The 12,774-nt window shown below is 58.5% G+C and carries 13 protein-coding genes and 1 pseudogene; 8 read left to right on the top strand and 6 right to left on the bottom strand.

Translation table 11 applies throughout. The features are described 5' to 3' along the window. Positions 1-480: GntR family transcriptional regulator (locus IE127_RS18400; RefSeq protein ID WP_189427236.1), on the top strand; the 480-nt coding region annotated here is incomplete at its 5' end. A 259-nt stretch (positions 481-739) separates the two neighbouring features. Here the strand turns inward: IE127_RS18400 and IE127_RS18395 are convergent. The 3 genes and pseudogenes from IE127_RS18395 to IE127_RS18385 all read right to left on the bottom strand — a co-directional run. Next, positions 740-1,113 (bottom strand): annotated as a pseudogene (locus IE127_RS18395) (site-specific integrase); the annotation flags it as partial. 363 nt (positions 1,114-1,476) lie between these two features. Beyond that, the gene (locus IE127_RS18390) at positions 1,477-2,562 is read right to left on the bottom strand and encodes a mandelate racemase/muconate lactonizing enzyme family protein (protein ID WP_189427235.1); all 1,086 of its coding nucleotides are present in this window, start codon (positions 2,560-2,562) and stop codon (positions 1,477-1,479) included. Positions 2,563-2,692: 130 nt separating this feature from the next. Then, the gene (locus IE127_RS18385; protein ID WP_189427234.1) at positions 2,693-2,836 is read right to left on the bottom strand and encodes a hypothetical protein; all 144 of its coding nucleotides are present in this window, start codon (positions 2,834-2,836) and stop codon (positions 2,693-2,695) included. Positions 2,837-3,371: 535 nt separating this feature from the next. Between IE127_RS18385 and IE127_RS18380 the strand changes: the two genes are divergently transcribed. Together IE127_RS18380 and IE127_RS18375 are read left to right on the top strand one after the other, a co-directional pair. Next, on the top strand, positions 3,372-4,301 hold the full coding sequence (locus IE127_RS18380) for an SDR family oxidoreductase (protein WP_210310545.1): 930 nt from the start codon (positions 3,372-3,374) through the stop codon (positions 4,299-4,301). Positions 4,302-4,310: 9 nt separating this feature from the next. After that, positions 4,311-4,955, top strand: a complete 645-nt coding sequence (locus IE127_RS18375; RefSeq protein ID WP_189427232.1) for a TetR/AcrR family transcriptional regulator — start codon at positions 4,311-4,313, stop codon at positions 4,953-4,955. Between the two features lie 464 nt (positions 4,956-5,419). On the opposite strand, the gene IE127_RS18370 is transcribed toward IE127_RS18375, so the two are convergent. Continuing rightward, positions 5,420-6,214, bottom strand: a complete 795-nt coding sequence (locus tag IE127_RS18370; RefSeq protein ID WP_189427231.1) for an aminoglycoside adenylyltransferase domain-containing protein — start codon at positions 6,212-6,214, stop codon at positions 5,420-5,422. A gap of 118 nt (positions 6,215-6,332) precedes the next feature. Then, positions 6,333-6,935 carry a dihydrofolate reductase family protein gene (locus IE127_RS18365; RefSeq protein ID WP_189427230.1) on the bottom strand — a complete coding sequence of 201 codons (603 nt, stop codon included), beginning with the start codon at positions 6,933-6,935 and terminating at the stop codon, positions 6,333-6,335. A 613-nt stretch (positions 6,936-7,548) separates the two neighbouring features. Between IE127_RS18365 and IE127_RS18360 the strand changes: the two genes are divergently transcribed. Further along, positions 7,549-8,232: a trypsin-like serine peptidase gene (locus IE127_RS18360; RefSeq protein WP_189427229.1), complete on the top strand. Its 684-nt coding sequence runs from the start codon at positions 7,549-7,551 to the stop codon at positions 8,230-8,232. 296 nt (positions 8,233-8,528) lie between these two features. On the opposite strand, the gene IE127_RS18355 is transcribed toward IE127_RS18360, so the two are convergent. After that, a complete protein-coding gene (locus IE127_RS18355; protein WP_189427228.1) occupies positions 8,529-9,110 on the bottom strand; it encodes a hypothetical protein in 582 nt (193 codons plus the stop codon). Positions 9,111-9,465: 355 nt separating this feature from the next. Between IE127_RS18355 and IE127_RS18350 the strand changes: the two genes are divergently transcribed. From IE127_RS18350 to IE127_RS18335, 4 genes are all read left to right on the top strand, one after another. After that, positions 9,466-10,824 carry an MFS transporter gene (locus IE127_RS18350; RefSeq protein WP_189427227.1) on the top strand — a complete coding sequence of 453 codons (1,359 nt, stop codon included), beginning with the start codon at positions 9,466-9,468 and terminating at the stop codon, positions 10,822-10,824. A 233-nt stretch (positions 10,825-11,057) separates the two neighbouring features. Next, on the top strand, positions 11,058-11,720 hold the full coding sequence (locus tag IE127_RS18345; protein WP_189427226.1) for a PilZ domain-containing protein: 663 nt from the start codon (positions 11,058-11,060) through the stop codon (positions 11,718-11,720). 62 nt (positions 11,721-11,782) lie between these two features. Then, positions 11,783-11,944, top strand: a complete 162-nt coding sequence (locus IE127_RS18340) for a hypothetical protein (RefSeq protein ID WP_189427225.1) — start codon at positions 11,783-11,785, stop codon at positions 11,942-11,944. A 416-nt stretch (positions 11,945-12,360) separates the two neighbouring features. Then, complete coding sequence (locus IE127_RS18335) at positions 12,361-12,717, top strand: DUF1622 domain-containing protein (RefSeq protein WP_189427224.1); 357 nt, start codon at positions 12,361-12,363, stop codon at positions 12,715-12,717. Positions 12,718-12,774: the final 57 nt, after the last annotated feature.

Genomic DNA, 12,774 nt, shown 5'->3' with positions numbered 1-12,774 from the left:
GCGCATCGTCGCACACTCGTGTTGCCCATCTCTCGCGCCCAAATCCTCGAGCGGCGATTTGTCCGCGAAGCTATTGAACTCGCGGTGGTCGCGCGGCTAACCGGGAACGTTTCGTCAGACCAAAGGAAGATCCTCGAAAAACAGCTGTCCCTACAAAGGGAAGCCGCTGAGGCAGGTGATGAAGCCGCGTTCTCCGCTCTCGACGAAAATTTTCATGAAATGCTGTGCCATGCAGGCGGGGTGGGCTTTGCATGGCGGACCCTTGCGAGCGTCAGAATGCACTCAAGACGGGTGTGCAAACTGAGTAAGGAAGACGCTCCAAAGATGAACAAGGTTGTCGATCAGCATGCTCAGATTTTTGAGGCTGTAGCAACAGGCGACCTTACTTTAGCTCAAAGCGAAATGAGAAAGCACCTGGCCGCATTTCCTGCCAAGCTGGAGCTTGCAATGCTCGGTCATGCGGACTTCTTCACTACCTGAGTTGTTCGAGGAATAATCATATTAATTCTAATCCAACTTCTATCAGTTGATCTGGTGTCAGTCCGACTGGATTTGGAATCCTGCAAAGGCCGGCCACGCTTGAATACGCTAGTTACGCAGTGGCGTAGGTCCGCTTTTAGGCCGAGCCGCTGCACGCTGTATCTCAGGAATGTGGCGCTTAGCCAACGATCTTAGATTTTCACCGCCGGCGAAGACTTTGGGGATCAGATCTCGGCGGCCTCGGAAAGCGATAAAGCGTCTTCGACATCGACGCAGAGGTATCGATCGTACCGCCGCGTCGTTCGAGCGAGGCAAGCAGGCTGGCTCTTGTGTCAGCTGTGATCTCGAACTAGACGGGTCTACCTGTCTTTTGTTGAATCACCATCGATCGCGATCGATGGCGGGTCCAGCTACGAGTGTGCCGATCTTGATTTTCAACAGATCGCAGCCTCGAAGCTTGCTGTCTATCGCAAGATCGAAAAGTGCTCGGTCTCTCATCCTTCCTTCTCTGTGGAGGAAGAAGCGGATTGACCAGATTTGTCTGATCTTCAATGCGCGCTTGGCGCCAACATGCCTGCCGGCATTCCAGGCAGGTCGTCCTGCAGCAGCAGGGTCATATTGTGAGATACCCATTACATTTCTCCTTTGGCCAAAGCGGGCTAGGAAGAAACGCGCGCGGCAAGATCGCTACCCCAAAAGAACCGTTGAGCGAGGATTCGGATTTTTGGAAAGCTAGGTTTGGCTTCCACATGTGACCGTCGTCAGCGCGCAGGTCAGCTCGATGGAGTTCAACGATCAGGCCGATATGACCCCTATTGCAGCCATCCGCCTCACGTAGAGTTCGTGGAGCCATTCCGAAGCCGGCAGCAGGTAACGGATTTCGAGTTAGCTACACGTCCGTCTAGGCTTACACAGAGAAACCACGGCGGCGAACAGAAGCCGCCTGTGATCGCTGAATCAACTCTCTGATTAGCCAAGGGGAGCGGCTCACCCGCATCACCAGTTCGTAAGCGATCCATCCTCACGATAGAATATCGGCAGACTGGCTTGTTCAAACGGGTAACGAGAAAGCCCTTCCCAATCCACCTCAAGGCCGAGCCCGGGATCGTCGGAGGGAACGAGCCAGCCATCTTCCCACCGATGCCCTCCTGTAATCACATCGCTAAGGCTTTCGCCTGGTCGACGCGGCAACTCCTGTACCAGCATGTTGGGAGTAGCCATGTTCAGGTGGAGACAGGCAGCAGTAGAAACCGGACCGATTGGATTGTGCACAGCGATGTCGATAAAGTGCGTCTCGCACCAACCTGCAATCTTTCGCGACTCGGTAAAACCCGCCGCAATGCACATATCGATGCGCGCATAATCGACCAGTTCTTCCTCAATAAGCGAGCGAAACTGCCACTTTGTCCCAAGCTGTTCGCCCGCGGCAATAGGCACTGCCGTCTGCTCTCTGAGGCGGCGGTAGGACTCTGGGTTTTCAATCCGCAATGGATCTTCAATAAACATTGGACGATATGGCTCAACGCCTCGGCAGAGCCGTACTGCGTCTGGCACACTGGTCCGGGTGTGGGCGTCGAAAGCAAGTTCGACCTTTGGCCCCAGCTCGGTTCGCAACAGCCGGAAGGCCTCTATGGTCCAGTCCACTGCGTGTCGGGCATCATAGACGATGTCACCAAATGGACCACTGTCCCATCGAAGGCAGTTCCAACCCTCGGCTACGCGTTGCTTGGCAAGGCCAAGCAGTTCCTCCGGCGTAGCGGCCGCCATATGACAATAGGTGTCCACCTTGTCTCGAACTTTCCCACCGAGCAACTGGTAGACAGGCACGCCAAGCGCCTTGCCCTTGATATCCCACAGCGCGATGTCGATGGCAGCGATGGCTGAAGTCAGCACCTGGTTTGAAGGGTGAAAGCCGCTGCGCCACATCAGTTGCCACAGGTGCTCCGAACGCATCGGATCCTGCCCCACCAACAATGGCGCAAGCGCATCGATGATACCGGCGACGCCCCACTCTCGTGAGGTTAGGCCCCCTTCCCCAATTCCGATGAAACCTTCGTCGGTCTCGACCTTGACGAACAGCATGGTCCGCCATTCCTTGACCAAGTACGGGGTCACAGCGACGATTTTCATGCGTTGGCTCTTTCGTTGGTGGTCGAGACGGCCGCATCAGTCGACGGTTGGTGCGGGATTATTGCTGGTTTCGATTGCGGCATCAGCAGCATAACTCGCCGCCATGTTCCGCGCCAAGAGCGCGGGCTAGGTGATTGCTCTCGGGCGCAATCGAGAACAGACGCCACAGGTTCTTCAAGGTCGACGTATCGAGCAGCCAGATCGAGCGCGGTCTTTCGTCGAGCACGTCGCAAGCTGCCTTGCCAGAACCTGCCAGTCCCCATGCTGACCGGCACGCCCGAATTCGGCATCCAACGTTGCAAGGCAGTAGAAATCTCATTTGGTTTGTCGAGAGGCAGGAAGTGTGTACTCGCTGCAACGTCGGTGATGGATAGATTAGGCACCTCAGCTCGCCATAGATCGATCTATACCCTGTCTATCACCGCGCCCGGCTTCGCTACCAACGCCAGCTTCGTGATCGGTGACGACCGCAATGCCGCATCCGCGCTCCAGTCGTCGCGCAGTGATGGCTGGTTCGCCTCCTACTGATATTTCGCGGGTCCATTGCAGCAATGGCCGCCGGGCTTCCGGTTCCAGATAGGGTGCACAAAAGGCGTCCATCTCCGCAGCAGTCTGTGCCCAAACTAAAAATTTCGCACAACTTCCCCCCTAGCAAACCTGAACAGATAGGTCTCCGACTCGGAGCCCACAGCGCCGACGCTTGACAACAGACCGCTGTTCTTCTAATAACAGAACATTGGTTCTTTACCAGGATGCGCAGCATGAGCTTTTCCGAACGTCACATTCCCGATCTGACTGGCAAGACCGCGGTTGTCACCGGCGCCACAGGCGGGTTGGGTTACGAAACCGCGCGCATGCTGGCCCAGCACGGCGCGCGCGTCGTCCTCGCCGGCCGAAATTCCGAGAAAGGCAAAAAAGCCGTCAACGCCATTCGAGGCGTCGCAGCTAATGCCGACATAGTTTTCGAAATGGTCGACCTCGGCAGCCTCGACTCGGTTGCGGCGTTCAGCGACCGGCTGATCTCCGCGGGCGAACCGCTCGACATTCTTATCAACAATGCCGGCGTGATGACGCCGCCGACCCGCAAGACCACGAGCGACGGCTTTGAGCTGCAATTCGGCACCAATTACTTGTCGCACTTTGCGCTGACCACTCACCTGCTTCCGCTGCTTCGGGCGGCGCCCGGCGCACGCGTGGTGTCGCTTTCGAGCGTTGCCGCGCGGCAGGGAAAGATCGACCTTAGCAATCTGCAGTCAGAGCCCTACAAAGCAATGGTGGCCTATAGCCAATCAAAGCTGGCTTGCCTGATGTTCGCCTTCGAACTGCAACGCCGCAGCCAAGCCAACAATTGGGGCCTGACCAGCCTGGCAGCCCATCCCGGCGTCGCGCGCACCGACCTCATCGTCAACGGCATGGGCGATAAAGGCCCAGCGGCCTTTGCGCGACGCAACCTGGCGTTCCTGTTTGCGCCCGTTCCCAAGGCTGCCTTGCCGACAATTTTTGCCGCCACCGCTCCCGATGCGGTACCAGGCGGGTACTACGGCCCAACGGGCCTGTTTGAAGTGCGCGGCCCGGCCGGCGTCGCGACGACCCCGGTAGCAGCACTCGACGTGGCCATGGCGCGGCGTCTTTGGCAGGAATCGGAGAAACTTACAGGCGTCCCCTTCCCTGTTACCTCCCGGGCGGCCTAGACTGGAGGCATGACTCCCGCCCCATCCTTTCAGCGTGCCAGACAGCCCGAACAGATCACGCTCCGCCGCGAACAATTGCTCGCGGCGGCGGCCGAACTGTTCGACGCCGAAGGCCCCTCCGGCACCGGCCTAAATGCCATCGCGGCCAGGGCTGGTTTCACCAAATCCAATGTCTATCGCTATTTCGAAAGCCGCGAGCAGGTACTGCTTGAAATGTTTCGCGAAGAATTCGTGAAGCTAGTCGACGCCATGGTAGACGCCATCGGCGTTGCGTCTGACGTGCCAGCCTTGGCCGATGCCATCAGCACAACTTTCCTGGCGCATCCGCGCTGCTGTTCACTGATGGCCATCCTCGCAAACACACTGGAGCAGAATGTTTCGGAAGACACCATCGCGACCACCAAGCTGCATATGGATGCACAGAACACCCGCCTTATAGCCGCGCTGAAGGCGCGGTTACCCGGGGCGACGCCGACTGATTGCGGCTGGGCCATTTTCATGATCGGAACACTGCTCGTCGGCATGTGGCCCAACACTAACCCGCCTCCCGCCGCCCGCGCAGTGCTGGCCCGGCCGGAGTTTGCCCATTTGCGCATGGACCTGTCGCGCGACCTGACGCGTGCCGCGGAGGCGCTGCTGCAGTCGATCGCCTAAGCGTCGCGTGGCAATGGTGCCGCTTGTCCGTTTGGCCCCTAACGCATTCCGCCGCTTTTCTCGGGCCGATCATCTGATCCAGTGTGTATGAGGCTGGCAGAATTGGCGGTAGGTCAGTCCTGCCAATTATGATCTCGCCTTGGAAAGAGGGCTGGCGCAGTGTTCTGTGTCAGCGCGAACCATATGCCGCTTGGCGGATGGGGTCGCTCCATCCATCCCTCGACCGCAAACTTCGACGCCGAGCCCCAAGAGATCGATACCGTGATCTGTAATCAGGGGGTCGCGGGTTCGAACCCTGCTGCCGGCACCATAAGCCTCTCAAATCTTTGAGTTATTTCCCCATAAACGGCGCCGGTGGTCGGTTTACAGGTTCTCGCGCAGTTTACAGGCTGGTTCCCAAACCGTTGAGAAACCTTCCTCTCATTGAAAGCCATTAGGCTCGCTGAAAATCTGGTCTGGCTAGCCTAGAGACGATGTTTCGACGTCAGCGCCTCGGTGATCTTCTGCCCGAGATGGTCAGCCAGTTCTTCAGCGTCGTCGGGCCGCGCCTGCCAATCGGTCAACTTTCCACGGTAGGCCAGTCCACATTGCCTCAGCGTGTGCGCCGCAGCGGACGGCAACCGCTCAGCGGCCCAAAGTGCCGCTGCATCTTTCGAGACGAAGTCGCCGATGATCGCCGTTCGCAACATTCTGGCGAGGGTAAGCAGCACGTTGCGCTGGTCCCACTGCAGGTCGGCAAGCAATGGTGCCAGTGAATCAAGCAAGGCGCGTGGCACCAACAGCTCGACGGACTGATCCGCAAGGTCAGCCAGCGGCGGACCGTGAAGCGGCACAGCCTCTTCACGAGCCTGCGCGACCAGCAGGGTCACCACCGGATCGATGAACGGCGCCAACGCAGCGCCGGCTTCGAACCCCTCGCGCAGCCATTCGCCATAGATGAATTCACAATGGCCCGGATAGGATGGACGCTGCAACTCGTTGGCTGTCACGCAGAGAACGTCGAGGCAGCGTTGCTTGGTCACGCGCGCGGGATGGTGGGCGGACAACGATAGCAAGTCACGCAAAAACGCTTGCCGTTCCGCCTCGCTGAGCGGCCGTTTTACCACGAGGATGAAGTCAAGATCTGAGAGCTCTTGAAGGCCGCTGCCCACAAACGAGCCATGCAGATAGAGCCCGGCAAGAGACGTCCCCGATATTGCCCTGACCAGGTCAAGAAGAGCATTAGCTTGTGGCGGCATAGTATGGCTTTTCAACTGCAAGACGCTCTCCAACATCTGGACGATGGGGTCGCTCCGCCGTTTGCGGCGACAGCGAAAAAGCCCATCCCGAGCCACGCGGCTGCGCGATCATCTACCTCGGTATGCGGATGCCTTCGCGTCAGCTACAGCCGTAGACCATGAGCAAATTGCCTGAGCGTGGCCAGCTTTGGCTGCGGAGCAACTTGAACGGAACGCTCGGGCGCTGAGTGAACACCGGAGTTCCTTCGCCGCCCACTAGTGGGAAGACGGTAAGTTGCAACTCGTCGACGAGGCCATGGCATAGCAGATCTTGCCACAGCAAGTGGCTCAGTATCACGAGAATGTCGCCCTCGGTCTGCTGCTTAAGCTTGGCTAATTCTGATAGGCCGTTCTTCCGACTGATAATGGTCGTATTGCGCCAAGGCTGGGTGTCTTCCATTCCGAGCTTGTCGGACACGACCAGCTTGGGGACATCGGCAATCAGTTCCGCGTAGTCCTTGCGGACAACCGTGGCCTGAGGATCGCCCGGAACGGTTGTCCAGTAGGACTTGTTGCCGATAAAGGCAGTGTGGCTCAGCAGCAGATAGCTTGCCGCTTTGAGCATTGCCAGATTGTAGTGATCGAAATCGTCGTTACCGGCATAGTCCGGGTGTTGGTGAGCGAACAAGGGCCCCATGTCGCCATCCGGGCCCGTGTAGAGGCCGTCGATGGTCATGAAATTGCAAACGATCAGACGTCCCACCCGATGGAGCCTCTCTGCAAGCAAGTCCCTCAATACGCCGCGAAGCTACTCCTGATTAGAGAAGGTCGCCAGCTAGAAAGACGCCTCACCCCTGCCCCCGCTCCGAGCGATTTCCCGTGAAAGCTCACATATCTCGGTCCGCGCATCGATCAGCATCGCGAGCGACCGCTAGGCGACGTCGAACAGAGAGCGCCACCGCCGATCCTCTGCTCGATGATTGGCTTGAGAAGCCGGGCGCCGGTCGCGACGAGAACGCTGGTGGGATAGCTGGACATGATCAGAGCCTCTTCAGTGCCGCCCGCACCGCGATTGAAGCTTTCGAATAGGCAAATAGAGCAATTTGCCTAAACCGCGATAACCTCGCTGCAACGCTGAGACGGTCGAGCGCCTTGATGGGCTGTACGAGACTTGCTCCAATCCCCTCGGTTGCCTTGACGCCCGATTGGGAAGGCAATCAACCCTGTTAGCCCCACTCTGTTGCCCATTCAGAGTGGGGCTTCGATGGCACGGGCTGGTTTGAGATCGGGCCAATAGGCGGACCAGTCCGTCCCTAACCGGGCGGGTGCTCGGACTCGGACATGCCCACGCCATACTAGGCAGCCAGTAGGAAGCGATGAAACGTCTCTTGATGGCATTCTTGGCGGGATGTTTTATCGCTCCCGCTCTGGCAGCCGAGCTGAGTCCCGTCGATGTGAATACAGATCGCTGGTCCGCGATCGCTCAGGTCAACAACAGTGCCTATGGGCGTTGCACCGGCGTCCTCATATCTCCTGACCGCGTCCTGACCGCAGCGCACTGCCTGTTCAACGCCCGCACCGGGCATTTTATGCGACCGCAATCGATCCACGTTGTGCTCGGCTACGATAGAGGCAATTACGGATTCCACACCGTTGCCGACGAAGTTATGCTCGGTAGTGGATACGCTCCGCGCGGGCCCGCACCGTCGTCAGCCGACTATGCTGTCCTTCATCTGGCGAACACCGTTCCGGAAGTATTCCGACCCTTGCAGATAGCCGATGGAGTGAATCCCTCCACCCGGTTCATTACCGCTGGATTCGCCCAGCAACGCCCGGAAATGGTCTCGGCCTCGCCGAAGTGTCGGATGAAAAGCGGCATCGACGAGAACCTGCTCGTCACCGACTGCCATGTCGAACGCGGCCTGTCGGGAGGCCCCCTTATCGACATCGAGACTTGGCGCCTAGTCGGCATCATGATTGCGTCCGGTCGCGAGAATGGCCGGATTGTGAGCTGGGCCATCAATGCTCAGACCATTTCAGCATCAGATGTCGGGCGTTAATTGAACGGACGCGCCCGGACTTCCATCGATCATCGCCCGTTGTTGCCCGCCCCTCATTCCGTAGGCAGGCCTCACTCCAGCAATAGGATTGGCCAAGCGGCGAATCTGCTGGCTGGTGACTTTAGCTAAATCGCTGACTCGGATGGCAGCTGTCCTGACGCCGGCTTTATCCTTGGACGCGAAGAAGGCTCGTCGCGTTGCGACAAGCCTTCCGAGTTTCCGCCTTAAAGCAGCAGACCAAATTCAAGAGCGCTGCTGTGATGCGCTGGGCCGGACCTGCTAGCCGCGGTCGGTCGCTAGTCTTGAACGACCGTGCCGTCACTATCTACCGAAGGCTCGACCTCTTCGTCGACAGGCGCCGACAATTCCTCGACGGGCTCGCTTTCGCCATCAGTTGAAACAGGTGCGTCCGCAGCGGGTGCGGACCCTGCCGTAGAGTCGGGCTCCGCGACAACCGGAACATCTTCTTCGATGACTTCGCCGGGCTCTATAACTTCGCCGTTGGCCACGACAGGCAGCTCTTCGGGCTCCAGCTCGGCAATCATCCGCGCGCAAAGGGTCATCGTTGCCCTCGCAGCTTCGTCGGTGTTGGGCATCAGGGCCCAGCCGCCCTCTTCCACGTAGTCTCGCTGGCGGAACGAGCTGGTCAAGGCCTTCATCTCCGCGAGGCTGTCGCGGGCGCCTTCGTCGGCGATGAAGTTCTGGACGCAGATTGCCGCTGCAAGATCGGTACGCCCTTGCTGCGCCGCTTCCTCGGCGCTCGCGGCAGCGGAGCCACCGGCCACCCACCCGCCCCAGGAGAATCCGACGATGGCAACGATAGCGCCACCGAGAATTGCGCCATAGACGCCGGGCTTTACCCATGTTGGAACGTTCATGTAATTCCGATCAATTTTATTGCAGCAATATTGCCGATATCGATCATAACACATGCAGAACACATGACCTATTTTGCTTGAAAAAGGCGTTATATTTTTGAATTAGCGAGAGCGCTTTCGGGATGCGGCCGTCCAAGAGCTGGAACATTTTATCCGCCCAGACCGCGGCCTACTGAAAGCCCCCGTCGACTGACCGGAATAACGGCATCAAGAGACAAAACTTTCTCAGAAGTGGTGCCGGCTCGCTCGTCGCCGCTGCAAGTCCTGCTGACACATCTCGTCAGTCGGCTGGAGTAGAGCTACAACAAGAAAGCTCCGCCAACATGGCGTGGGACCGCAGGAATGAGGCCCGCCGATGAAGCCGTTCTACCAGATCCTGTTCAACAACCTTGTGGCGAACGTCACCAACTTTACAGTCTGGTTCGCGATCACCTTCTGGACATTCCTCGAAACTCAATCTGTGTTCGCGACAGGTATGATCGCGGGCGTTTATTTGGTCTTCACCGCAGCCTTCGGTTTCTGGTTCGGATCGATCGTTGACCACAACCCAAAGAAAACGGCCATGCTTGGCTCGGGCGTGGTCTCGGCGCTGTTCTATCTCGCAAGCCTCGGGATCCTGCTACTGGAGCCGGAGGGCGCCTTCACGGACCCGTACGGACCGTATCTTTGGGGCTTCGTGCTCATGGTGATGCTGGGCGTGATCGCCGGCAATATCCGTTCCATTGCTCTGTCCACCCTAGTGACAATCCTGATACCGGAACACGAACGCGATAAGGCCAACGGCCTCGTCGGCATGGTCTCTGGCATCGGATTTCTCACGACCTCCGTCATTTCAGGGTTTCTCGTCGCCTATACCGGCATGTTCGGCGTCATCAGCCTGGCCCTTGCCAGCACATTGCTTGTGCTGTTGCATCTCGCCGTCGTGCACATCTCGGAAGATCGCGTTGCGCCGAGTAGTCCTGGCCAACCTGACACCCGAAAGCGCATTGACCTCGCGGGCACGATCGGCGTCATTGCGGCGGTGCCAGGCCTGTTCGCCTTGATCTTTTTTGCCTGCTTCAACAACTTCCTCGCTGGCGTTTTCATGGCCTTGCTTGACGCCTATGGTTTGTCTTTGGTGAGTGTCGAAATCTGGGGCTTGTTGTTCGGGGCGCTATCGACGGCCTTTATCCTGAGCGGCATCGTTATCTCACGCACCGGGCTGGGCAAGAATCCACTCCGCACGCTGCTTCTCGTTAATCTCATCACCTGGTCGACGTGCTGCGTATTCACGCTCCAGTCCTCTATATGGCTTCTGGCAGCCGGCTGTTTCGTCTGGATGCTCCTGGCGCCCTTTGCCGAGGCGGCAGAGCACACGACATTGCAGAAGGTCGTGCCTCTGGAACGACAGGGCCGCGTTTTCGGCTTCGCGCAATCGGTGGAGCAGTCGGCCTCTCCCCTGACGGCCTTCATCATAGGCCCCCTCACCCAGTTCGTGGTCATCCCGTTCATGACCGATGGAGATGGCGCCCGGTCTATCGGCGGCTGGTTCGGCACTGGGCCGGATCGAGGAATGGCGCTGGTGTTCACTCTTGCCGGGATGATTGGCTTGATCGTGACGATCGCCGCTTTCAACTCTCGCCCCTATCGCGACCTGTCGCGCGCATATTCCGCCGGCAAGAATGATGACGACGCAGGCAGCGGCACGGCCATGGCTAACCCGGCCTCGGGATGAGCACCGAAGAGCCTGCAGCAATTACAAGAAGGTCGCTATAGCGCCGGCGCGCGATCTTCACCCCGCTCGCCCCTCAGCAGGATTCTTAACATAAGTTACTTTTTGTGCCCTATGGCACTGTCCGCTTTCGGACCTTTGCCCCATACGGCGAAAATGCACGCCATATGAAACACTTAGTTAGGCAGTTGCTGAGACCATCCACGCCTATGGGATCAGCAATAAAGGCGGCCTAGATGAACACGAGTGCCACCGCCGGCCAGACACCCGACCAACTCTCGATCAATGATCGAGTGAGCCACCTTGCAAGTGCGCAGGGGCGATACCTGATCAAGAAGCCGGGCCAGGGCAGCCGCTCCCGTGCGTTTGCCTGCCGCCTCAAACGTATATCGCCAATCTCGCTGACCTTTTCTGGCCCGATGCCCGCGCAGGTCGGAGAGACGGTGACGACATATTTCACCGAGTTCGGCATGCTGCCCGGCCACGTGCGCCGGAACCTTGGTTACAGCCTTGTCGTCGACCTCGATTTGAGTGCGGAAGAGCGTAAGCGACTGGCGGCAAAGGTCATTTGGGCTGAAAAGCACCGCAACTTTCAGGTTCCCGACAACCGGCAGTCGAAGCGCGTGCTGCCAAGATCTCCAAATTCGCATCTTGTAATTCCGGGGCGTGGCCGGGTGCGCTGCTTCGTCATCGACATGTCGGCCACGGGCGCCGCTGTGTCCGCCGAGGTGGATCCGGAGATCGGCTCGGTGCTTGCCTTGGGCAGCGTCGTCGGTCGCGTTGTGCGCAAGTTTGCTACGGGATTTGCCATCATGTTCGAACAGCGGTTCGAACTGGAGGTGCTGGAGCCGAAGATCATCGTCCCGCTGCAAGTGGACCAGTTCGTAAGCCTCGACTAGCGTTTCGCGGTGCAAACATGACAGCGGTCTGCGCATTGAGCCTCCGACAAAAGGAGACGGCAATGAACGATGACAAGGGTCGGGCCCCAAAGAAACCCGAGAACGAGAAGCGGCAAGATACGCAAAAAACTAACGAGGATCTGAACCAGGAGTTCGAGCGGGACAAGGATGATTTGCCTCCAGGCGCTAATGAGCCCGGGGGTTTGCGTGGCGGTCCAGACTGATGACTGACGGGTCCTAATTCACTAGAAAACATGGGTCGGCTTGCCGACCCATCTTTTTGAACACTTACTCTACACGACCGCCAAAAGCAGGCTGTCAGTGAGGGAAGCGCAATCGCCGCTCAAGTCGGTAGCTGTGAAGACCGAAGGGCCGCCGTGGAGATCGTCGTCGACTTGCGCCGTCTCGGCTTCGAAGCATAGAATTTGCCTATGTTTGCTTTGGTAACCGATGTCCCGACATTGCCGCCTTCAAGCAGCGAAACCTCGTCCCACGGCACGCTGATGTGGGTATTGTCGAGATCCCAAAAGGCATGCGTTTCACCTAACTCTCCGAAGGCGCTTCAAGGTACCGTCCAGGCTCTCGCTATCGGAGGCTGCAAGGGCCGGATAGGCTCAGCAGGCATCAACAGGAGCATCACTTGGATCCCCTACTCGCCGAATTCTTGCACATCGTGACTCGGAGCATCGAGGTCATCGGCATTCTGGTGATTTGCGGCGGTATTCTTGTTGCTGCAGTAAACTACACTCTTAGTTCCCGTGACATTCCGGCTTACCACAGGGCCCGGGCGACACTCGGACGCGGTATTCTACTGGGCCTGGAGCTCCTCGTGGCGGCGGACATCATCCAGACGGTTGCGGTTGAGCCCACGCTCGACAGCGTCCTGGTGCTGGGTGGTATTGTTCTCATCCGGACGTTCCTCAGCTTGTCGCTCGAGGTCGAGATCACCGGCAGATGGCCGTGGACGCAAAGCCGCCCGCGAAACCCGCACGAGTAGCTGCCGAAACTGATGGTGGCAGTACGTCAGCGCACCGCAACAAGCTGCCGCTCGTCC

This window comes from Devosia pacifica, from assembly GCF_014652635.1.
In the GTDB taxonomy this organism is placed as follows: Bacteria; Pseudomonadota; Alphaproteobacteria; order Rhizobiales; family Devosiaceae; genus Devosia; species Devosia pacifica.
This window is presented reverse-complemented; position numbering and strand designations above follow the sequence as displayed.

Coding starts and splice junctions, on each gene's coding strand:
- IE127_RS18380 (WP_210310545.1), top strand. CDS start 3,372: ATGAGCTTTTCCGAACGTCACATTCCCGATCTGACTGGCAAGACCGCG.
- IE127_RS18350 (WP_189427227.1), top strand. CDS start 9,466: ATGAAGCCGTTCTACCAGATCCTGTTCAACAACCTTGTGGCGAACGTC.
- IE127_RS18375 (WP_189427232.1), top strand. CDS start 4,311: ATGACTCCCGCCCCATCCTTTCAGCGTGCCAGACAGCCCGAACAGATC.
- IE127_RS18345 (WP_189427226.1), top strand. CDS start 11,058: ATGAACACGAGTGCCACCGCCGGCCAGACACCCGACCAACTCTCGATC.
- IE127_RS18340 (WP_189427225.1), top strand. CDS start 11,783: ATGAACGATGACAAGGGTCGGGCCCCAAAGAAACCCGAGAACGAGAAG.
- IE127_RS18355 (WP_189427228.1), bottom strand. CDS start 9,110: ATGAACGTTCCAACATGGGTAAAGCCCGGCGTCTATGGCGCAATTCTC.
- IE127_RS18390 (WP_189427235.1), bottom strand. CDS start 2,562: ATGCTGTTCGTCAAGGTCGAGACCGACGAAGGTTTCATCGGAATTGGG.
- IE127_RS18360 (WP_189427229.1), top strand. CDS start 7,549: ATGAAACGTCTCTTGATGGCATTCTTGGCGGGATGTTTTATCGCTCCC.